Origin of the sequence: Myroides sp. ZB35, from assembly GCF_001865835.1 — a bacterium.
Taxonomy (GTDB): Bacteria; Bacteroidota; Bacteroidia; order Flavobacteriales; family Flavobacteriaceae; genus Flavobacterium; species Flavobacterium odoratimimum.
In genome coordinates, this window is record NZ_CP017769.1 from 567,461 (window position 1) to 591,006 (window position 23,546).

The window sequence follows — 23,546 nt, forward strand, 5'->3', positions numbered from 1 at the left end:
TTTTATTCACTTTCTGAAATAGTTAATAATATAGTTAGCACAACACCAACTACCACTAAATAGACTCCAATATCAAAAAACAAGGCAGTCCCCACTGAGCCTATAACTGCTACATTATCTGCGAACCATACTCCTGTCATAAAAGGTCTTCCCAATATCACAGGCAAAAAACCACTTATAAAAGAAATTGTCAAGCCTATAGGTATCAACATACGTGGCGGAATCTGAAACAGTCTCAATGTTCTTCTAGTCGTATAAGCAAAAGCGTGTAACACAAATGCTATAGACGCTATCAATCCTCCAACAAAACCTCCTCCTGATAAATAATGTCCTCTCAGTAATACAAAAAGAGAGAATAATAATAACAGAGGCAATAAATAATTAGTCGCTGTCCTCAATATCGTTGAGTCCATCTTCTTTATATCGTACTTAGTCTTATTCTTCATCTTCTCTATATTTTAACATACTGAATACTCCTAATGCTGCGATAGATAATACTATCGTCTCTATCATGGTATCGAACCCTCTAAAGTCAACTAGAATAACATTCACCACGTTCTTACCTTTAGCTAGCACATATACGTTTTCTGCATAATATCTACTGATATCCTTATCTGCTGGAGATACTAAAGCTTGTAAAGTAATAATAGAAATCAAAACACCGAATGCAATAGAAATAACTGCATCTCTAAACTGTATCTTCCTATTACCTAGTTTTAAGAATGGAGGTAACTTAAACAGTACCAAAATAAATAGTACTGTAGTCAATGTATCAATAGCGAACTGCGTCATTCCTAAATCAGGCGCGCCGTAGAATACGAATATTAAACAGATACAATACCCTACTACTCCAGTAGCAGCTATCGCTGTCAATCTTGATGATGTATTTATTGCAAAGACAATTGCTACTACCGCAATTAAGAATACGACTAACTCATAAGCTCTAAACTCAGACAGCCCTGTCGTGTTCACACGTAGTGGCACATCTGCAAACAACTTATATCCCACTAGTCCCACAAAGAAAACGATGATTACAGCTAGATAAGATCTTAGATATCCATTATGGAAGATCCAAGTATAACGGTATGCTAGTACTCTAAAGAACTCTACGATGATAGAGAATATATTCTTAGGAGATACTTTCTCGAAGTTCTCTACCACACATAGTGGGTTCTTCCATCTCTTAAAGATGATATACACTATCGTACCCAGCACGATCGTACATCCACTTAATAATAGGCTAGTATTTACACCATGCCATATCGCTAGAGGCATCTCTACTACAGAACCATAAATAGCACTAAAGGTCGCTATGATGATTTCGTGATACGCTATAGCTGGTAATACTCCTAATAGTAAGGTAAAGAATCCTAATACTACAGGAGGAACTATAAGTGCCCAATCAGGTTGATGAGAGATACAGACATTCTTAGTCGCTTTACCGAAGAAAGGTTTTATACCAATTAAGAAACCTGAGCCCGTCAAAAACACATTTGTGAAGAATAAGGCACCTACTAATATTATCGCTAAAGTCTCATCCATATAATGAAGTCCACTCTCATAGATCAACTCTTTCCCAATAAACCCAAAAGTCAGAGGAATACCTGCACATGATAATGCGGCAACAACAGCTGCAACACTTAACAGAGGGAAATACTTACGCAGTCCTCCCAACTCGTTAATATCACGGGTATGTAAAGCGTGATCTATAATACCTGTAATCAAGAAAAAAGCTGCTTTATACAATGCGTGTGCTAATACGAATACCGCCATAGCATATAGCGCTATCTGAGTACCTATCCCTAACAAGAACATTAATAGTCCTAAGGCAGATATAGTAGAGTAAGCTAATATTCCTTTCATATCTTTTCTAAAGACACTGTGAAAAGCGCCGAATAGCATCGTCACACCACCTACTACCAGTAAGATTGTGTTCCACTCCATCTTACCTCCTAGTATAGGAGTGAATCTAGCTACTAAATATACACCTGCCTTCACCATCGTAGCAGAGTGTAGATACGCTGATACAGGTGTAGGAGCCTTCATCGCTCCTGGTAACCAGAAGTGAAAAGGGAATTGTGCAGACTTAGTAAAAGCTGCTATGAATAAGAAAATGATAATTAATAAGTAGAAAGGACTCTCTCTTAACACATCACTCTGTCCTAATAACTCGTGTATAGAATATGTTCCGGATATAGTTCCTACTATGACACCAAAGGACAGTAAGAAGAATCCTCCTAACCCTGTAATGGCTAAAGCCCATAATGCACTCGTTCTAGATTCTTCTTCTTCATTATTAAAACCAATCAAGAAGAAAGAACTTATACTCGTAAGCTCCCAAAAAATAAACAAGGTAATTAGATTGTCAGAAGTAACGACTCCTAACATTGCTCCCATAAAAACAGTGAGGTAGCAAATAAAACGGTGTAACAGAGGATGCCCTCTTAAATAAGAAGAAGCATATAAATATACCAATGTTCCAATTCCAGAAATCAATAATCCAAACAAAAGTGATAGACCGTCTATTTTAAAGTCTAAATTGATACCTAATGAAGGAATCCATTCAGTGCTAAATAGGACACTATTAAATCCGTCTTTTACAGAACGTAAAAAAGATAATAGATATAAAAAAATTGAAAATGGAAGTAGGGATATTAATGCTACAAATTTAGTTTGTACAAACTTCTTTAGAAATAACACTCCGAAAGCAAGTACAAAAGTGAGAAAAATTAATGTTAGCATATTTTGTTTATTTCTCTAAATATATATTTTCAGTTTGATGTAAATATATACAAAAAAAATAAATTTTAACTTATAACTTGCCGTATAACAACAAATAACATCCACATTTTTCTCACCTTCACCCTGCCAATAGGGAATTAAAGGCAATTCCCTTAATTTAATCTTATTTATTCAACATTTCCCATAATTTATCCTTTAACTCCATTAGCCCTTGTTGAGCCACAGAAGAGATAAACATATATGGTACTCCATCTAATTCAGCATCTAGCTGTTCTTTTAATTCAGATTTTAACTCATCATCTAGCATATCACACTTAGTAACTACTAAAAGACGGTCTTTATCCAGCATTTCTGGATTATATCTTCTTAACTCATCTATTAAGATGTCATACTCTTTTTTAATATCATCAGCATCCGCAGGCACCATGAATAACAAAGTAGAGTTTCTCTCGATATGTCTTAAGAAGTAATGACCTAAACCTTTCCCTTCTGCAGCTCCTTCGATAATACCAGGAATATCTGCAATCACAAAAGATTTAAAATCTCTATACGACACGATACCTAAGTTAGGCTTCAGTGTTGTAAACGGATAATCCGCTATCTTTGGTTTAGCTGAAGTAAGTACAGATAGTAATGTAGATTTACCCGCATTAGGGAATCCTACTAATCCGACATCAGCTAATACTTTTAATTCTAATATCACATCTAGTTCTTCACTAGGCAACCCAGGTTGCGCATATCTAGGAGTCTGGTTAGTAGATGATCTAAAATGCCAGTTACCTAATCCTCCTTTACCTCCTTCGGCTACGATTCTCTTTTCACCGTGTTCAGTAATCTCGAATAATACTTCACCTGTCTCTTTGTCCTTCACTACAGTTCCTAATGGCACCTCGATAATTCTATCTTCTCCATCTGACCCTGTACTTCTAGAACTTCCCCCATCACCACCGTGACCTGCTTTAATATGACGTGCAAATTTAAGGTGAAATAAAGTCCATAAGCCTTCGTTTCCGACTATGTATACGTGACCTCCGCGACCTCCGTCACCACCATCAGGCCCACCTTTTTCAATAAACTTTTCTCTGTGTAAGTGTGTAGATCCTCTACCTCCCTTACCAGAAGCTACATATATCTTTACGTAATCGACAAAATTCCCTTCAGTCATTTCCTTTAATTTTTTTCGTCCTTATTGCACCATACAATAGGAATTGGGCGGCAAATGTAATATTTTTTAGCGAATGTTATAAAGTACCTTATATTAAAGTATCTATAACTTTGCTTAAACGTCCTGTAATTTCTTCGATAGAACCTATTCCATCTACAGCGTAGAATTTATTTTTTGCTTCGTAGAACGCGATAAGAGGAGCTGTCTTCTCATTATACTCTGTATAACGTGTACGAATCTTAGCCTCATCTTGATCATCAGCTCTACCACTAGTCTTACCTCTCTCTAGGATACGTGCTACTAATACATCATCATCAGCCTCTAAACCTACAGTTCCTGCAAAAGTGATTCCTTTCTCATTCAATAGTTTTTCTAATGCTTCAGCTTGAGCGATTGTACGAGGAAAACCATCGAATAAGAATCCTGATTTATCCATATTCTTGCTCACCTCTTCTGCCAACATATTAATTGTAACACTGTCCGGAACTAGTTCTCCTTGATCCATATATACTTTAGCTTGTTTACCTAGCTCAGTATCGTTTTTTAAGTTAAAACGGAATACATCTCCTGTAGAGATATGTGTTAAATTATACTTTTCTTTTAAAAACTCAGCCTGTGTACCTTTCCCAGCACCTGGTTTTCCAAATAAAACTATTGCAATCATTATTTATTGTTTATTCTGTTAGTCTAATCTTTATTCTTTAATTTGGTATATCTCTGGTATATTTCTACCGTACTTATCATAGTCCATTCCATATCCTACGATAAACTTATTCTCAATCTCAAAAGCTACATAATCTAAATGAATATCTTTCGTATAAGCCTCTGGTTTTAAACATAACGTACATATACGTACTTCACTAGGTTTATGTTGATCAAATAATTTCTTTAACGCTACTAGTGTATTCCCAGTATCTACGATATCTTCTATAATAACTACTCTTCTATCAGTAACATCTATATCAAGTCCTAATAACTGATTAACTTGATTAGTTGATTGAGTTCCTATATATGAAGCCATTTTAACGAAACTCATTTCACATGAGCCTTTATAATGCTTCACCAAATCAGAAATAACCATAAACGAACCGTTTAGAACCCCTATAAATACAGGAACATCTCCGTTCATATCCATTTCTATTTGTTCTGCGATTTCACGCAATCTAGTATCAATCTGTTCCCTAGAAATAAAAGGAACAAACACTTTATCCAATACTTGTATTTCCATTGTGTCGAAGTTGTTCGTAATTTGCAAATATACAAAAAGAATACAGGTTTATTCGTTTCTATGCAAAGGATTTAACCTAAATAACCAAAAAATAAACCTCAATAATTTACTTTTTGGCCATTTGTTTTTAAAAACAAAAAACGTAGCGCTATTACACGCTACGTCTAAAACAAACTAATTCAATCTAACTCTAAAACCAAAGTTTATAGTTCTATCGTTGAGATTATTTTCACTACTTAAAACGTAATTTCAATTTTAATGAGCCAATTCACAACTCATAACCTACCAAATATAAGTTAATTTTTTTAACTAAAAAATATTTATTTAATATTTTATTACCATACTGAAATCAAAAATAACCAATCAATACCCCATAAAACTACAACTATCATCAAACAAACAACATATTAACTAAAAATTAATCACAAAAACCTCCTTTATTAACTATACAAATAACACTTCTTTAAAAAACTTTTCACACTATTTCTTACGAGAATATAATTCTATTCTTATCAAACTCTCATTATCTCTTCTACGATAGCTTGTCATACTTAGATATAGCGGATAAAACTCTTACTTCCACATAAAAAATATCTCAATCCATCATTAATACATTCATACCCTTTGAACTATTCCTCTATTCTCCATTCATATATACCTTGATCAGTAAGTGATATCAATCTGCTCGGGTAGTGATAGGCTATTTTTGGTACTTTTAAGCCGACCAAATGCCTATCACTAGCCGACCACATGCCGACCACCTCTCCCAAAAAGGTAAAAAAGACACATCTTCCCCTATAATCTTTACACCTATATTATATATCACCTCCATCCAATAACATACTCTAGATAACCAGACTAAGCTCTTCAAAATCATTTTTAAATAGAATAAGCACTTTCCAAAATCAATGTTCATTACATCTTACCCTTAAATATAAAACCAAACTAGGCATGAGGTGAATTTTAGACTTACTCTTTTATATTTTTAAATTATCTTTGCTCAATAACAATACAACTACACAATGAATTACTTTTCTACTGATTTCCGTTTGGGAATATTAGGAGGAGGTCAATTAGGTAAAATGCTCCTATATGACACTCGTAAATTTGACATCGCTACCAATGTACTAGACCCTAGTAAAGATGCCCCTTCTCAGTATGGAGCACATCAGTTCTTCCAAGGGGATTTAATGGATTTTGAAACTGTTTATCGCTTTGGTAAAACAGTAGATGTCTTAACGATCGAAATAGAAAATGTCAACTTAGACGCACTAGATAAGTTAGAAGAAGAAGGGCTTAAAGTATTCCCTTCTCCTAAGACACTTCGATTAATCCAAAATAAAGGAAATCAAAAAGATTTCTATACTACTCATAATATCCCAACTGCTCCTTATAAGAGATTCTCTGATATAGAAGCTCTAAAAACAGCAGCTACAGCTAATGAAGTAACGATGCCATTCGTATGGAAGTCAGCTCAGTTTGGGTATGATGGTAATGGAGTAAAAGTAGTTCGCACGATTACTGACTTAGATGCACTACCTAATGTAGAGTGTATCGCTGAAGTGATGGTTCCTTTTAAAAATGAATTAGCTGTTATCGTAGCTCGTTCTGCTTCTGGAGAAATCAAAACATACCCTGTAGTAGAAATGGAGTTCCACCCAGAGGCTAACCAAGTAGAATATGTGATTTGTCCTGCGCGTATCGATAGCGCTGTAGCAGATAAGGCAAGAGCTATCGCTCTTCAAGTTTCTGAAAAATTTAATCATGTAGGTTTATTGGCTGTGGAGATGTTCCAAACGCAAGATGACGATGTACTAGTGAATGAAGTGGCTCCTCGTCCTCATAACTCTGGACACTACTCTATAGAGGCAAGCTATACTTCTCAGTTCGAACAACACATCCGTGCTATTCTAGATTTGCCTTTAGGGAATACAGATAGCAAAGTGGCTGGTATCATGGTAAACTTAGTAGGTGCTGAAGGCTATACGGGTCAAGTGTACTATGAAGGAATGGAAGATATCTTAGCGATAGAAGGTGTGACTCCTCATATCTACGGTAAACGCGAGACTCGTCCTTTTAGAAAAATGGGACATGTAACAATCGTGAATAGCGATATGGTTAAAGCTAGAGAAATAGCTCAGCAAGTAAAAGAAACTATTAAAGTAATCAGCAAATAAATCTTATGAAAATAGCAGTAGTAATGGGCAGCACATCTGATATGCCTGTAATGCAAGATGCAATCAATATTATTAAAGAATTTGGTGTAGAGGTAGAAGTGGATATCGTATCTGCTCACAGAACACCTGAGAAACTAGTAGACTTCTCTTCTAATGCTCATAAGCGTGGTATCAATGTGATCATCGCAGGAGCAGGAGGAGCAGCACACTTACCTGGTATGGTAGCTTCTATGTCTCCACTTCCTGTGATCGGAGTACCTATTAAATCTAGCAACTCTATCGATGGATGGGACAGTGTACTATCTATCTTACAGATGCCTGGTGGTGTACCTGTAGCTACAGTAGCCCTTAATGGTGCTAAAAATGCAGGTCTTCTAGCGATACAGATATTAGGTAGTCAAAACGAGGACCTTCGCAATAAGATGGTAGACTATAAAAATGGATTAAGAGAAGCGGTGCTTAAAGCAGCAGAGTCAATTAAATAATTACGAATTACGGCGCTCTTCGAGCTAATTACGAATTACGTAGGTAATCGCAGTTAGCACGAGGAGCGTTGTAATACTTTAAATAAAACAATCCTCTATAGCTTAATTAAGCATGAAAGAAGACAATATTATACAGATTAAGAGTTTTAAATTCGCTGTAAGAATAATTAAAGTTTACCAACATTTAACTACCGAAAAGAAGGAATACATATTAAGCAAACAATTACTTCGTTCAGGAACTTCTATTGGTGCTAACATTGAAGAAACTATTGGTGCGCAAAGTGAAAAAGACTTTCTTTCTAAATTATCTATTGCTTACAAAGAAGCTCGTGAAACTCATTACTGGATACGTCTTTTAGCAGAAACAGATTACTTTACACCTAAAGAAAAAAACAGTTTATTAAAAGATATTGAAGAATTACTAAAACTCATAGGTAGCATCCAAATATCACTTAAAGCTAAACTAGAGAGTGCCAAATAATATTTACAACTCATAGTTATTCTTTTCAATAAAAAACGCTTCATTTACATTTATTTTTCAGGTCAACAAAGCGTAATTCGTAATTTGAAATAATTAAACGTAAAGATGAGATCTTACATTACCCTCAAAAAACACATACAGATGAGTATACTCATGGGCATCTAATATTGAATATGTACAGTACCCCCCTAATATTATATTTCTATTAGAAGTGATATACATACTTGATGCCGTAGGCAAACCATTTGTAATTCGTAATTTGAAAATCGTAATTAAAGAAACAGGCTGTGTTGGCATGCTGTTAATATATCTCTGACGATTCTACTTATAGGAGAGCTATTATTCACTCCGTACATCCCAAGATAAGGTAAATGCTGTATCACCTCATCTCTCCCTTGATACACCACTTCTTTACACAGTTTATCTATAGTATTACACTCTTCTTCTGTCAGTTCAATACCTTCTTGTACTTTCTGCCATGTAGTAGATGCTAAATCATAAAAAGCTTCTCTACGCGTGTGATATGCTGTCTGTAGCTTCACTAACAATTCTGTTTGGAACTGTTCATAAACACCTCCTTTGAGTTTATTAAAATATACCTCTACTTCTTGTAGAAAGTGGTATTGCATTCCCAACTGATTCACAGCTAATGTAAACTTCGCAAACGGATAAAAAGGAAACTTATAAAGTGGGGTGTCGATAGTACATGCCTCACTCGTGATACTAAAGCTACGTGATTTAGGTACGCATAATCCTTCTGCCACGATAGAATGACTCCCTGTAGCTCTTAGTCCTAAGGTATCCCAACTGTTCTTAGTGGTTACTTCAGAAGGCAAAAAGAAAAATGACTTATACACAGGTCTTCCTTCTGCATCATACTGCAATTCCCCATTGACTTCAAGATGACAATTCGCTGTAAAAACTGTACAATGCTGTAGTCCTGTAACGATATCCCAAGTCCCATTGATAAGGTAATATTCTCCTTCTTCTCTTGCTACTCCACTTACCTTACCACTACCTCCAAAACACACCTTAGCGTCTTGAAAGACTTTATTACTTTCATTAGGATCTAAAAAGCCTACAAACATATTAGCTCCTGCACATAGCGTCACTGTCCATCCTAAACTCCCATCTATAGTAGCTAATTGCTCTTCTACCCTTAGTGCATCTATAAAGTCTAGTTCTAATCCATTATATTGTTTAGGCACAAATAGGTTGAATAAATTGTTTCTATACAGCACTTCTAGTTGTTCTGTTGTTAGATGACCTAATTGTTCTGCTGTAGTTATATTGTCTTTAAGTATTTGCACATCGGCATCACTTAGATACTGTCTCATAATATGTTGTTTTGTCAACAACAAAGCTACCGCATTAAAACACTTTAAACAAAAAAGACCTCATCAGTAATACTGATGAGATCTCTTCAAATTGCTCTATTTTTCTCTATTCTAAATTTTCTGGTAATAATAAACTAAACTGACTCGCTGTGAGAATATCTCCTATGATACGGTTCATCTCTGTAGTATAATTCATCGCTCCCATACCTAAATAAGGCACGACTTTCAGAACAGCATTACGTCCTTTATAGACTAGACCTTTGCACATCTTCTCAATATCAGCAGTAGTCTGCTCTGTTAACTTCCCATTTAATGCTATCTCATCACTAGAGGACTGAGCTAATCGATAGAAGGCTGCTCTTCTCTCAAGGAATTTCTCTTCATATTGATAGAACAATTCATCTTTAAACTCAAAATATTTATTATACAACTCTCCTGTAAAGTACTTTCTTAGTTCATCCATAAAATGCTCTTGCATGCCCAAATGATTTGCAGTCAAGGTTAACAATGCAAACGACATAAAGGGATAGTGATAGATCTGTTCGTTGATAACAGGATGATTACTATCTATCTCAAAAGCACGATTACTACTTACCCTAAAGTCTTTGATATTGACGCTGTGGCTCGCAGTAGCTTTTAACCCGACAGACTGCCAATCTTCAATAACATTAATCTCCTTAGGAAAGAAGAAAAACGTTTTAAAATAAGGCGAACCATCTTCCTTATAAAGCAATTCTCCTTTTTCTTCAATATGACAGTTCAAGGTCAATACAGTACAATGTGGTAATCCGACGATATAATCCCAAGTACCATTCACTATATACCCATCTCTGGATACCTTAGCGATACCATCTATCTGTCCACTTCCTCCAAAACATACTTTAGGGTCTTGGAAAATCATTTTGGCAAGAAAGCTTTCTAAATATCCTACGAACATATTAGCACCAGCACACATGGTCACTGTCCACCCTAGACTACCATCTATTCTAGCCAACTGTTCTTCCACCTGTAAAGCTTCAATCAAACTAACTCCTAGGCCTCCTAAATATTCAGGCACAAACATATTAAACAACTTATTATCATAGATAACTTGTAGTTGCTTATCCGTTAATGTACCTAATCTAATAGCTTCATTTACTTCACTTCTCAGAATGTCTACATCCTTTGATGATATTTCCATCATAACATATTGATTAATTATCTATTATAACAAACATATTAATTTAAAAATTGATTAATATGTGATTATTCACACCTAGTGCAAAAAACATTCCAATATTATTAACTAACCATTATTTAAAAAAAACTTACTTTTATAGTATAAAAATAAATTAGAAAATATGTCGGCATTGAACAATCCATTTAACACCGTTCATGGTACAGCACCATTTACTCAAATTAAAACGGAAGACTATATACCTGCTTTCAAAAAAGCAATACAAGATACAAAAGCAGAGATAGACACTATTACGGCTAACGTTGCAACACCTACCTTTGAGAATACACTAGAGGCATTAGCCTACTCAGGGATGGAATTAGATGTATTGTCTAATATCTTCTTTAACCTGAACTCTGCAGAGACCAACGATGAGATGCAGAAAATAGCACAAGAGGTAGCTCCTATGTTATCTGCATTAGGCAATGATATCTCTTTAAACGAAGAGTTATTTAAACGTGTAAAAGCAGTTTATGAGCAAAAGGAGACACTGAACCTTACTATAGAACAAGAAACCTTATTGACAAAGAATTATAAAAGCTTTGTCCGCAATGGTGCATTGTTATCAGAAGATAAAAAAGAAAGATTAAGAGCAATAGATGCAGAACTGTCTACTACAGCCCTAAAGTTTGGAGAAAACGTATTAGCAGAAACACATAAATACCAACTGCACATCACTGAGGAGAAAGACTTAGCTGGTCTTCCTGAAGGCGCTATAGAAGAGGCAAGAGCTTTAGCAGAACAAGAAGGTAAAGAGGGATGGATATTCACATTAGACTATCCTAGTTATATCCCTTTTATGACCTATGCTGATAATCGTGAGTTGCGTAAAGAGATGGCTATCGCTTCAGGTAAAAAAGCCTTTCAAAATAATGAGCACAACAATGAAGCGAATGTCTTAAAGATCGTAAACCTACGTCATGAGAGAGCTAATCTATTGGGATATGCTACACATGCTCACTTCGTATTAGAAGAGCGTATGGCACAGAGCCCTGATAAGGTAAATGCTTTCTTAGAAGAGCTATTAGCAAAGGCTAAGCCTGCTGCAGATAAAGAGTTTGCCGAATTAACTGCTTTTGCTCAAAAAACAGACAAAGTAGATGTGTTAGAGAAATGGGATGGTTCATACTACTCTGAGAAGTTAAAACAAGAGCGCTTTAGCTTAGATGATGAATTACTTAAACCATACTTCCAGTTAGAGAATGTATTAGACGGTGCTTACCAAGTAGCAAATAAGCTATACGGATTAGTTTTTACAGAAGTACAGACTATAGAGAAGTATCATGCAGATGTACGTACATTTGAGGTAACGAACGAACAAGGGGACTTCATAGCGGTATTCTATACTGACTTCTTCCCACGTAAAGGAAAGAGAAACGGTGCATGGATGACTTCATTCAAAAACCAATATATCAAAGATGGTATCAATGAAAGACCACATATCTCTATCGTATGTAACTTCACTAAGCCAACTGCGACTAAGCCATCGCTACTTACCTTTAACGAAGTGACTACTCTATTCCACGAGTTTGGGCATGCACTACACGGCATGTTAGCAAATACAACTTATCCATCATTATCAGGAACTAATGTGTATTGGGACTTCGTAGAATTGCCAAGCCAAGTGATGGAGAACTGGTGTTATGAGAAAGAAGCTTTAGAGCTATTCGCTAAACACTATCAGACAGGAGAGACTATCCCTATGGAATTAGTAGAAAAGATCAAAGAGAGCGCGAGCTTCTTAGAAGGAATAGCTACAGTACGTCAGTTGAGCTTCGGTCTATTAGATATGGGATGGCATGGGCAAGACCCTACTGCTATCACGAGTCTAAAAGACTTCGAAACAAAACAATTTGCCTCTACTCAACAATATCCTGATGTAAAAGAGAATGCAATGAGTACTTCATTCTCTCATATCTTCCAAGGTGGTTACTCATCTGGATACTACAGTTATAAATGGGCAGAGGTACTGGATGCTGATGCATTCGCATACTTCAAAGACAATGGTATCTTCAATAAAGAAGTAGCTACTAAGTTTAAAGAATATGTATTATCTCAGGGAGGAACTGACCACCCAATGACATTATACAAAAAATTCAGAGGTCAAGAACCTACTCCAGATGCTTTATTAAAAAGAGCGGGATTGTTATAGGTTAACGGTGGACGGTTTACAGTTAATAGCTGTAGACCGTTTAGCTGTTAGCTACATTATATTATCTATGAACAAAATTCCTTTCACTAATAACAAGACAAAAAATATCACACTTAAAAAAGGAGATTACCTCTTTCAAGCAGGTGATGTAAATACATTGTTGTATTATGTCGTTAGTGGATGTATACAACTCTATATCTTAGACCAAAGTGAGGAACGCATTATTCGCTTCGGATATAAAGGAAGTACAATCTGTGCTTTAGACAGTTTAATTACTCAACAGCCTACTATCTATTACTTACAAGCCATCAGACAGACAGAAGTTATTGTCCTATCTTCTGAAGAAACAACTAGATTACTAAACGATATGGAAGGAATAAAGAAACTTATTATTCAGTTTCAAGAAAGAGAAATTGACCTACTAACAGATTCTCCTATTCTTCGATATCAAAGAGTCTTAAAACGATCTCCTCTACTATTTCAAGAAGTTCCACAAAAGTATATTGCTCGTTACTTACGAATGACAGCTGAAACTCTATCTCGACTTAAAAAACTTGATTTGAATCAAGATTTAGATTAATCCTTTACTAGACCTTTGTAGTATAAAATTATTAATGATGACTAATCAACAAGTATTAGATGGATTATGCTTGCTTACAGATAAGCATTTAGAGCAGCTGCAATACATAAAGAGACTTAGTACAGAACAGCTTAACTATAAACCAACAGTAGAATCATGGAATATATTACAGTGTATTGCACATCTTAACTATTACTTTGATTTTTACTTACCTCAATTTAAAAGTGCAATGAATGGTAAAAAGAGAGAACAGCTACTATTTAAATCAGGAGTGATAGGTAAGTACTTTGCCAATATGTTAGTATACAAAGAGAATCAAAAACCTATTAAAAGTCCTAAACACACTAATCCAATAGATAAAACCATATCTACAGGTGTAATTAACATTTTTGAAGCTAACTTAATTACTCTCAAAGATATTATAGAACAAATGCCAAAAGAAGTACTAATCAATAGAGAGATTGTAACTATGTTTTCTAATTGGTACAAGCTCAATGTAGGAGATAGCTTGCGCATTGTAGTGTATCACAACGATAGACACTTTCATCAAATACAGAAGTTACTGCCATAAAAACAAAAACTCCCATTGTATTGTTACAATAGGAGTTTTCTTTTAAAGTACATTATTCATTATAAAAAACACTCTTCACTATAAGTATAAGCATCTAGTGTAACAGGTATTTTATTCGCTTCTTTAAGGTCATGTTGTGCCTCATTATAACGCTCGACATCAGCATCCGCTTTAGGGTCCTTTATACTTCCTAATATTGCATTGATACGGTCAAACTCGCGTTGCTGATCAGCTTTAAGATATCCTTCTGCTACTTTACATACTTCTTTAAAAGTTTTACCTCCTACTTCTTTTAAGAAAGCTGCATCTGTCTTATCATGGTCTATTCCCTCATCATCAGTATAGATGACATTCATATTTCCGATGATTTGTATTGCCTTTTGAAGACGCAATTGATCTACATCTCCTAAAGTTACCATCATCTTATCTTCAGAATCCATATAGGCATCCATATTATCTACAGCCAACCTTAATTCTTTTGTCTCTGTCTGTACTTGTGTAGTCTCCACCTTCGTTTCTTCCATCACTACTGTCTCCACTTCTTTCTCTTTACAACTAACTACTAAAAGAGCTAATGCAAATAATGTCAACCCTATTTTTCTCATACTTCTGTTTTAAAAAACAAATGTAAAACCTAAAGCACAAATTATACAATAGCCATTTATAGTGATTTAATAAATTAACATTTACCACTATAATAAAGAAAGGGAGAGGCAATCCATACCTCTCCCTTCACCAAAACAAAACCACTATAAAAATATAGTCACCTTACTTATTATGAAATTTATTATTATGCAAGATCTCCAAACTTCCCAGAGTTAAAGTCATCTACTGCTTGTACCAACTCATCTGTTGTATTCATTACGAATGGTCCATAGTGTGCTATTGGTTCATTTAAAGGTTCTCCTGAGATTACTAAGACTACAGTATCTTTAGTAACTTCTACCGTAAACTCTTCTCCTTCTCTCTCCATGTGCGCCACATGATCTGTAGCTACTGCTGTTCCATTTACTTTTACTTCACCTTCTAATACTAACAATAAAGTAGTGTACCCTGAAGGAAAGCTAAAGTTAGTACTTGTACCTACTTTTGCTTTTAAATTGTACATGTGAATAGGCGAGAATGTAGAAGCTGTTCCTTTAGTTCCATTATAGTCTCCTGCTATCACTTCGATTACCCCTCCCCCATTAGGCAATGTATATTTTGCCATTTTATCATGTTCTATTGCCTGATACTTAGCAGGTCCTTTCTTATCTTCTCTCTTTAAGTTCACCCATAACTGTACCATTTGAAACTCACCACCTGTTTTACTCCATTCTGTTTCATGAAACTCTTTGTGTAAAACTCCAGACGCTGCAGTCATCCACTGTACATCACCTTCCCCTATGATACCTCCACCTCCGCTACTATCTCCATGTTCTACACGTCCTTTATATGCTATCGTTACAGTCTCAAACCCTTTATGTGGGTGAACTCCTACACCTCTTGGGATTTCTGAAGGCCCAAATGTGTATTTAGAATTATAATCAAACATGATGAAAGGATCCATCTGTTGCATATTCATATTAGGCATACTTGGAATAAAGTTGTGCACTCTAAAACCATCTCCTACAAAGTGTGCTGGTTGTGGTTTTACTACTTGTTTAATATTTCTTGTTTTCATATCTCTTTGTTTTTTATATTACAAATTTACAACCTCATCCACCTTTAAACACTTAACCTACAACAAGAAGTATGCCTCATAAAAAAGGAGGTTTACCTCAGCAAACCTCCTCCTGTTTATTTGTCTAGTATGACTAGTTCTTAATCTCTATTCTAATGCCTTCGCTATGAGCACTCATCTCTGGTGCGTACATACTCTGCATAGTCGTAATACCATTAGAGAATTGACCACTTACATTAGCTCTTAACTCATACTCGAATACATAGCTTCCTTTTCTCAATCTCGATATAAAGAAATTCGTAGATGCGTCTCTTGTCTCTTCATAGTATCCGAACTCTCCTTTCCATCTATATCCTGATAATACATTCGTAGGTTCAAACCCACTAGCGCGCATATCTTTTAAGTGAACATAATCCATATCCCTATCTGCACTTATCTCTAAACGTACTGTCACTATATCACCAACTTTAATTGGAGACTCTTTAGTGATCTCACGTAGTACTTGACCTTGCTCTGTATTCGCTTTTATATATAGCTTTTTAGTTAACTTAATACCTGTCTCTGCTGTATTAATAGCATCTAAATCTTCAAAGTACTGCCAGTACATCGCGCCATAAGCAATACCAGGAGATGTCTTATTTACTTCTACAACACCTTTTTTAGCTGTCAGCTCTGCTTTAGTCCAACTCTGTTTAATATAACCACTACCCGCCTGAGCATTTGCTTCTGTATCTATAGGATATCCTCCTACTTTTACTTCAAGACCTTGCTCTGCATCTAACCAAGACTTACCTGTATTTAATAAGGCATATACAGCCTTTGTAGTTGCTTTAGTAGATCTCCATCCAGTAGTTTGTTTATTCTTTAGTAACCAAACTTTCATCTGTTCTATCGCATTAGCGTATTTCTCTTTATTTACCTCGTTGGTAGCTTCTAGAATTGCTACTTGGATTTCGATAGGCGCCTGATACCATAACCATCCTGCAGTATTATTCTTCCAATACATTCCCATCTCATCAGACTCTACTGCTGTCTCCATAATCCCCTTAACAATACTCTCTGCCTTTTTATCAGAACCAAATCTCTTTGCTATCACAGCTCGTATAGCCTCTTGATAAAGATTATTAGCAGGTTTCTCACTCTCGATACTTTGACGAATAGCTGTTATCATCGGAGAGTATTTTTCATTGATACCGAAGTCTCCTATAAAGTAACTACGTGCATATAAATAGTGTGTACCTAAGCTAGGAACTTTACCTTTTACACCAAACTTCACTTGCTCTTCATAATCTTTATACTGTGCCTGATCCATATACTCTATTGCTCTCTTTAGCATCGAAATATAATTCACATCACTTGCCCAAGGCGCATCCATTGCACCTATGCGTTTCAGATTACCAAAACCTTCTACAATAGTTTGTGTAATATAGTTGTCTGATTTTCCTCCTTTAAACCAAGAGAATCCTCCATCTTCGTTTTGTTGCTCGATTAACTTATCAATATCCGACTGAAGATCATATTGCATTTTATTCAAATCAAACAAGACCGCCATACGCTTCATTTGCTCAGCCTCACTTGTTGCTTCTCTAACCCATGGCGACTCAGCTAACAGTACACTCTTCAACTCTTGATTCTGTTCTAGTTTAGAAGACATTTCTCCTTTTACATTCCATTGATCGAAGACAGTCTTAATCTTAGGATTGTCATTTAATATCTTCGTTGCAACAGCATTAGCAAACACTTTACTAAACACTTGCTCTGAGCTATCATAAGGATATTCTTGTAAGTATGGTAAAGCAAACACAGCATTCCAAATCGGATTAGTCGTTAACTCTAATGTCAGTTTATGATTCTGCAGTGTATTGCTTCTATTCGCTTCATACTCTTTAAACTTGAATATCTTATTCTGTCCTTCTTTGATATAGATAGGCATCGTCTCTGTTACTAGCATTCTATTAGTCAATACTGGTAGTACAGACTCTTCTCCATCACTATAATTATCTGACACAGCTACTATTCTACACGATACTACATCTACGCTATTCGGAACTTCTATATCCCAACTTACAGCACTTGACTCTTCTTTATTGACAGAGAACTCTCCTGTTTTCTCTACCAACAACTCATTCGAGTAAGCATTAAACAGTTGAAGAGTAGCTTTACCTTTTCTATTAGTATCAGATAGATTAACTACTTTAGTAGATAACGTTAACTTATCTCCTTGTCGTAAGAAACGAGGTAAGTTAGGCACTACCATTAACTCTTTTTGAGTTACTACTTCTTTTTCAGCATAGTCACTACGCAAATCCTTAGTATGAGCAAAAGCCATAAACTTCCATTGCGTCAAAGCTTCAGGCATTGTGAACTCAAACTTCACATCACCATTCTCATCTGTCTTTAGTGTAGGGTAAAAGAATGCTGTCTCTTGTAAGTTTTTACGAATAGTCGGCGCAGGGGCATCCGTTTTTTCTACACTGTTACCACCACTACTTACGTCCTTAGACTCAATCATAGGAGCAGTTTCTTTAAACTCCTCTTGAGATGAAAGTTTAAGAGCAACAATATTTTCAGCCATTGCATCTCCACTCGTAGCACTCACCTTACTCATCCCTCTCACTCGCATTGTTCCAGAACCAATTCTAACTTTAGGTTGGAAGTTTAAGCCGTAAGTATTAAATACGATTGGTCTATCTATTATAAACTTAGTATAATCAACTGTCTCACTTGCTAATGAATTAAAGTAACTTATTCCTTTGATATTACTAAAATCATACATACTAAACGAAGGTCTGTTGTAATAATGTACAGGAACCTTAAGAGTAGTATTTAGACTATGTGATACGAACTGATCTAAAGAAGCATCATACATAGTAGCCAATATTTCAGATACCACTTGCTCCTTCTCCTTCCCTTTTACTCTTAAAGACCACTTTTCTTTAGCTCCTGGTTCTACCTTATCTCTAAAAGACTCAATAACTAAAGACAGTTTACTCTCTTCTCCTTTTAGAGCAACACTAGCCGCATCTTGTGCTGCTATATTGTGCTTTAATGCTAAGGCATAAACATCTACTACCTTATAATCCTGTTTAATAGGAATATCTATTGACGAACCTCTCTTATTGATCTTCATCACTTTTTGATAAACCTGTTTACCGTTTGCTTTTACTTCTACGAATGCATACGTATTATTCTCAGCACTACGTATCTCTACACTAGCCTTATCTCCTACTTTATATACTTTGTCCTCTGCTTTTAATTCTACTAAGACCTTTGATGGCTCTTTTGACTCCTCATTTCTTAATGTAAAGCGTTTCTCTATCTCATTCTTCTCACCGTTCTCGTATACATATCCCTTAACGATATACGCACCCGAAGACAATTGTTTAGCTCCCTTAAATACCACCTCTTTTGTATCTGCTGTATTAAATGATGTACTAAACACAGAATTACCTATTCCCCATTGCGCAGTATCTTTCTCATCTCCGTAATCTAAATGAGGGAATAGAGAGACAAACTCATTGTAATCATACAACTTATAATCTCCTTTATCTAAACCAAAATTATCAGAGATACGCTCAGGATTAGGAGCTAAAAGAGGAAATATACTTAACTCCCCTTGAGAAGCATAGTCTATCCCATTTAAGTTCTTCGTACTAATCGTAAACTTACTCAAATCCTTTACTGTAGAAATAAAAGGAAGATTAACAGCTAACTCTATATTCTTCTCTCCTACTACAACATCTATACTACTGCTATGTGTTTCTCCATTCTGGTCTATTACATCTGCATAGACAAAATAAGTAAAGGTACGAGGCAGCTTACTTTCTTTTTCTTCTTTAGGCAACGCCTTAAAGCTGATAGTAAACTTTCCTTTCTCATCCGTTATTGTCTCTCCCTGAATCATTGTCTCAGGATTCAGATATCTACTTGGGTAGTAAGGTCCACATATCCAATAAGGCCATATCTCTTGTCGTTCTACTCTATAGACTACTTTTGCCTTATCTATATTAGCCCCTAAGAAAGCCTTTGCATTTCCTTCTACTATTACCTCCTCATTTAACTTATAGATTTCTTTAGGTTTTTCGAACTCTACTTCAAATTTCGGACGCTTATACTCTTCTACTGATAGATGACTCCATCCTACAGTCTCCTCTCCTAATATGACTTCAACACTATAATTACCTAATCTACCTACAGATGGTAATACAAACTGTCCACTCACAGAACCAAACTCATTGGTCATCAGTTTTTTTGTAGTCAATTCCTTTCCATTAGGATCATATAGCTTTATAGATACTTGTGCCTTAGCTACGACTTGCTCACTTAGCTTACTCTTTTTAGAAACTATAGATTTAAAATATAAGACTTGTCCTGGTCTATAGATACCTCTATCTGTTAGTACAGTCGCTTTATACTGTACATTATCTTCTTTTTCTTCTTGCTGATAGCGATTGTATACATAAGAAGAATAATATACCTCTTCCCCTTTTATATTAGCATAAAGATATCGATCAGATTTAGCAAAATCAAGATTAGCCTCTCCATTCGAGTCTGTCGTTATCACCGTTTCCCAATAATTACTATTAGTTCGCTTCTCATCTTCATTAGCGATGTGAATACTAATATTGCTTAATGGCTTACCTGTTCTTCTATTATAAGCACGTAATTTCCCTTCGTTTATTTCTATAATATTAGGTGTCACATTAACTAGGCTCACTTGTACATCTGACTCTCCTTCTTTGATTTGGTCAAAAGGAACATTAGAAAATGCTATAAAGTATCTACCTGCCTCTAATGGATGTAACGCTACCACAGTCTTGTGCATTTCATAATCAGTGAAGGTACTCAACTGCAATGCATAAGTATCTATAGAAGTATATTCCTTATCTAATCTGTTATATGCCTCTATCCCCTTATGAAAGGGTACATTGTTACTTCTCTTAGCCTGGTTGTTCTTATACACGCGCACATATACCTTATCCCCATTCTGATGTCCTATGCTCACAGGTATAGCCTGCTTATCTAGCACATACTTATTGATATTATAAGTGTATTGTTTGCGTTCTGTATACTTCTTCAGTGCACTTAAGTTCTCTGCCGTTTTTGTATTAGGAAATAACTTTACAGCCTTATCTATTAGAGCTACTAATTCTACTCCATTTAGATAATTAGCATATCCCTCATACACAAGAGGCTCATTAGGATACGCTGCTAATAAGCTTTCGAACTTCTCTTTTCTATCCTCACTAGATTCTATAGTAGCAGCTACATACATCTCTACATACACATAGAGCGTAGGATCATTCTTAGCTTTTACATCTTTTAGAAGAGATGCTTTTAACTCTTCCTTCTTTTGCTCTAGTGTTCTACGTTCTTCATCTGACAAATCAAATGAGTTATACTGTAGGTTGTCTAAATAATTTAGACGCAATGCATCATACACTGTCAGTTTAGTCCTATTAACACCTAAGTTAGATACATTAGAGCTGAACATATCTCCCCAATTACCAATAGACTCTCCTTGCTCTTTAGAAGCTAGAGCAAGACCACTTTGATAATACTTTTCTATTTCTTTCTTAAACTCTTCAGCAGTCCAGTATGCGATACCAGAAGCTGTACTTTGTTCTAAAGTTGTTCTACCTCTAAGTTTATACTTATTCGCAGTGTAATAAAGCTTAAATATCTCAGCGATATACGTGTCAATAATAGCCTTATTAATTCCTTTAGCATTTCTTCTTTCTTCAGCGAATTGCTTAATGACTGTATTGACATCATACTTATCATCTTCACTGACTAAGATATTCACTCTTGCCTCATAGAACATTGCCTTAATCATACTAGGATAGTCATTGTGTCTTTTTGACAACTTCTTTACTTCCTGTATATTGGGCAACATGCTCTTTACCTCAGCATTCTCTTCTTGTTTCTGAATAATATTCCATAACTCTTGTATTCTCCCATTCGAGCTTTGTCCAAAGCCGATCATCGGAGCAAGAATCATAAGATACAAACCTAACTTCTTCATAGTTTTATAATTGAATCCTTAAAGATAGAGTTTTTATAAATTACTTCTAAAAACTTGTACAGCAAATGATACAAAATAGTCGTTAACCCTACATTAAATAACGCCTACAGTTCTACTTTTTTCTAAACGTTTATATAACCTAAGCTTCACAAACGCATAATGCGAACAACTTGTATAATGAGGTGTAATCGAGGTTACTTTGTGACATACAAAAACATTATTATGAAAAGAATTATCCTAAGCCTTATCTTATGTGTATCACTAGTATCATGCTCTAGCGATGACAATAAAGTAGAACAAAAAGAAAACAAAAAGTATCAAACTGAGAATGTCGTTTTATTAGTAATAGACGGTCCTAGAATGACAGAGACATGGCAAGAAACTACACAAGCACATATCCCTAACCGTATTGCTCTATTAAAAGAAGGTGTTTTTATCAGCAACTTTAGAAACAATGGACTAACGAATACTAATGCAGGACATACAGCGCTAATCACAGGTGTATATGACAGTATTAAGAACAACGGTAAAGAACTTCCTACCAATCCTTCTGTGTTACAACAATGGTTAAAACAAACGAACAAAGACAGTAGCAAAGCTTGGGTTGTCGTATCTAAAGACAAATTAGAAGTACTAAACAATACTAAAAACCCAGATTGGAACAATAAATATATGCCTAAAGCAGATGCAGGAGTAGCAGGTAATGGTACAGGTTATAGAACAGATGAAGTAACTATCGAGAACTTCAAAAAAGTAATCACAACTGACAAACCTAATGTAGTTGTTATTAACTTAAAAGATGTGGATAGCTATGGACATGCTAACAAATGGAATGAATACATACAAGCTATCAAAACAACAGATCAAAGCATTAAAGATATATGGGATTTCTTACAATCTCAACCTGACTATAAAGGCAAGACAACACTAATGGTATCAAATGACCATGGTCGTCACTTAGATGGGGTAAAAGATTCTTTTGTTAACCATGGAGATGCTTGTCTAGGATGTCGTCATATCGAATTCTTCGCTATGGGGCCAGACTTTAAACAAAATACAACAATCAGTACAGGTAGTTATGAGCAAATAGATGTAGCAAATACAATGGCTGAACTATTAGGTATAAAGCTAGAATACAGTAAAGGAAAAGTGATAAAAGATATCTTTAAGTAAGTCTATACTTTGTTTCAACAAAAAGAGCTATTAGAGAAAATCTCAAATAGCTCTTTTTTTAGTTATAAGTAATAATTTATTTTATTGGCAACAAAGGATCTACAAATGCAATAACAGGTCTGACATACAACTTTCTATCTTTGATAAATCCGACATCACTCACTTGTCCTTCCACAAGCACTGTCACTGTCGTTACTCCTCCAGGACTTACATTAAAGTCCTCTGACTTAAACTTTTTTCCCTCTACAGTAGTTAGTTCTAGATATCCCTTTAATTGGTTTGTCGTAACAGATTTCACATTATATACGAATTGGCTATACCTTTTAGAATCACGTTGTACGACAGAGTGATTCACATATTCTGTATAAGCATCTTTATCATTACTCTTAAGTTCATTATCATCTGATGAGCAACTTACTAATAATAACATCATGATGATCATAGACATCAATATCTTATTCATAAAGCAATTTTTTTATTACAAATAAACTGCACAAACAAAACAAGACACAATGCTTTAACACTACACCAACATTAAGTATCCCATATGT

The 23,546-nt window shown here is 35.3% G+C and carries 18 protein-coding genes; 7 read left to right on the forward strand and 11 right to left on the reverse strand.

Annotated features, from left to right (window positions below):
- Nucleotides 1-2: 2 nt before the first annotated feature.
- The 5 genes from BK054_RS02630 to hpt form a co-directional block, all read right to left on the reverse strand.
- On the reverse strand, nt 3-446 hold the full coding sequence (locus BK054_RS02630; protein WP_006259516.1) for a Na+/H+ antiporter subunit B: 444 nt from the start codon (nt 444-446) through the stop codon (nt 3-5).
- On the reverse strand, nt 436-2,742 hold the full coding sequence (gene mbhE / locus BK054_RS02635; protein ID WP_006266953.1) for a hydrogen gas-evolving membrane-bound hydrogenase subunit E: 2,307 nt from the start codon (nt 2,740-2,742) through the stop codon (nt 436-438). Before mbhE ends, BK054_RS02630 begins: the two co-directional genes overlap by 11 nt.
- Nucleotides 2,743-2,905: 163 nt before the next feature.
- Nucleotides 2,906-3,907: a GTPase ObgE gene (gene obgE, locus BK054_RS02640; RefSeq protein ID WP_006266952.1), complete on the reverse strand. Its 1,002-nt coding sequence runs from the start codon at nt 3,905-3,907 to the stop codon at nt 2,906-2,908.
- An 88-nt stretch (nt 3,908-3,995) separates the two neighbouring features.
- Nucleotides 3,996-4,571 carry an adenylate kinase gene (locus BK054_RS18540; RefSeq protein ID WP_006259519.1) on the reverse strand — a complete coding sequence of 192 codons (576 nt, stop codon included), beginning with the start codon at nt 4,569-4,571 and terminating at the stop codon, nt 3,996-3,998.
- Between the two features lie 30 nt (nt 4,572-4,601).
- On the reverse strand, nt 4,602-5,135 hold the full coding sequence (hpt, locus tag BK054_RS18545; protein ID WP_006259520.1) for a hypoxanthine phosphoribosyltransferase: 534 nt from the start codon (nt 5,133-5,135) through the stop codon (nt 4,602-4,604).
- A 1,022-nt stretch (nt 5,136-6,157) separates the two neighbouring features.
- Here hpt and BK054_RS02660 point away from each other — a divergent pair.
- The 3 genes from BK054_RS02660 (at nt 6,158) to BK054_RS02670 (ending at nt 8,278) form a co-directional block, all read left to right on the forward strand.
- Nucleotides 6,158-7,312, forward strand: coding sequence for a 5-(carboxyamino)imidazole ribonucleotide synthase (locus BK054_RS02660; RefSeq protein WP_006262083.1), 1,155 nt, complete (start codon nt 6,158-6,160; stop codon nt 7,310-7,312).
- Nucleotides 7,313-7,317: 5 nt separating this feature from the next.
- Nucleotides 7,318-7,797: a 5-(carboxyamino)imidazole ribonucleotide mutase gene (purE, locus tag BK054_RS02665; RefSeq protein WP_006266951.1), complete on the forward strand. Its 480-nt coding sequence runs from the start codon at nt 7,318-7,320 to the stop codon at nt 7,795-7,797.
- Between the two features lie 112 nt (nt 7,798-7,909).
- Nucleotides 7,910-8,278, forward strand: coding sequence for a four helix bundle protein (locus BK054_RS02670; protein ID WP_006266950.1), 369 nt, complete (start codon nt 7,910-7,912; stop codon nt 8,276-8,278).
- A 272-nt stretch (nt 8,279-8,550) separates the two neighbouring features.
- Here the strand turns inward: BK054_RS02670 and BK054_RS02675 are convergent, their stop codons facing one another.
- The gene (locus BK054_RS02675) at nt 8,551-9,615 is read right to left on the reverse strand and encodes a hypothetical protein (RefSeq protein WP_006264725.1); all 1,065 of its coding nucleotides are present in this window, start codon (nt 9,613-9,615) and stop codon (nt 8,551-8,553) included.
- A gap of 106 nt (nt 9,616-9,721) precedes the next feature.
- Entirely contained in the window at nt 9,722-10,798 is a 1,077-nt protein-coding gene (locus tag BK054_RS02680) for a hypothetical protein (RefSeq protein WP_006259527.1), read from the reverse strand.
- 157 nt (nt 10,799-10,955) lie between these two features.
- Between BK054_RS02680 and BK054_RS02685 the strand changes: the two genes are divergently transcribed.
- The 3 genes from BK054_RS02685 to BK054_RS02695 all read left to right on the forward strand — a co-directional run bounded on the left by BK054_RS02685 (nt 10,956) and on the right by BK054_RS02695 (nt 14,134).
- Nucleotides 10,956-12,983 carry a M3 family metallopeptidase gene (locus tag BK054_RS02685; RefSeq protein ID WP_006266949.1) on the forward strand — a complete coding sequence of 676 codons (2,028 nt, stop codon included), beginning with the start codon at nt 10,956-10,958 and terminating at the stop codon, nt 12,981-12,983.
- Nucleotides 12,984-13,050: 67 nt separating this feature from the next.
- Entirely contained in the window at nt 13,051-13,563 is a 513-nt protein-coding gene (locus BK054_RS02690) for a Crp/Fnr family transcriptional regulator (protein WP_051009450.1), read from the forward strand.
- A gap of 34 nt (nt 13,564-13,597) precedes the next feature.
- The gene (locus tag BK054_RS02695) at nt 13,598-14,134 is read left to right on the forward strand and encodes a DinB family protein (RefSeq protein ID WP_006266947.1); all 537 of its coding nucleotides are present in this window, start codon (nt 13,598-13,600) and stop codon (nt 14,132-14,134) included.
- Nucleotides 14,135-14,193: 59 nt separating this feature from the next.
- Here BK054_RS02695 and BK054_RS02700 read toward each other — a convergent pair whose 3' ends face one another.
- The 3 genes from BK054_RS02700 to BK054_RS02710 form a co-directional block, all read right to left on the reverse strand.
- Nucleotides 14,194-14,739 carry a hypothetical protein gene (locus BK054_RS02700; protein ID WP_006266946.1) on the reverse strand — a complete coding sequence of 182 codons (546 nt, stop codon included), beginning with the start codon at nt 14,737-14,739 and terminating at the stop codon, nt 14,194-14,196.
- A 185-nt stretch (nt 14,740-14,924) separates the two neighbouring features.
- On the reverse strand, nt 14,925-15,797 hold the full coding sequence (locus BK054_RS02705; protein WP_006266945.1) for a pirin family protein: 873 nt from the start codon (nt 15,795-15,797) through the stop codon (nt 14,925-14,927).
- Between the two features lie 133 nt (nt 15,798-15,930).
- The gene (locus BK054_RS02710) at nt 15,931-21,822 is read right to left on the reverse strand and encodes an alpha-2-macroglobulin family protein (RefSeq protein ID WP_006266944.1); all 5,892 of its coding nucleotides are present in this window, start codon (nt 21,820-21,822) and stop codon (nt 15,931-15,933) included.
- Between the two features lie 222 nt (nt 21,823-22,044).
- Between BK054_RS02710 and BK054_RS02715 the strand changes: the two genes are divergently transcribed.
- The gene (locus tag BK054_RS02715; RefSeq protein WP_006266943.1) at nt 22,045-22,995 is read left to right on the forward strand and encodes an alkaline phosphatase family protein; all 951 of its coding nucleotides are present in this window, start codon (nt 22,045-22,047) and stop codon (nt 22,993-22,995) included.
- Nucleotides 22,996-23,071: 76 nt separating this feature from the next.
- Here BK054_RS02715 and BK054_RS02720 read toward each other — a convergent pair whose 3' ends face one another.
- A complete protein-coding gene (locus BK054_RS02720) occupies nt 23,072-23,458 on the reverse strand; it encodes a hypothetical protein (protein WP_006259535.1) in 387 nt (128 codons plus the stop codon).
- Between the last annotated feature and the right edge of the window lie 88 nt (nt 23,459-23,546).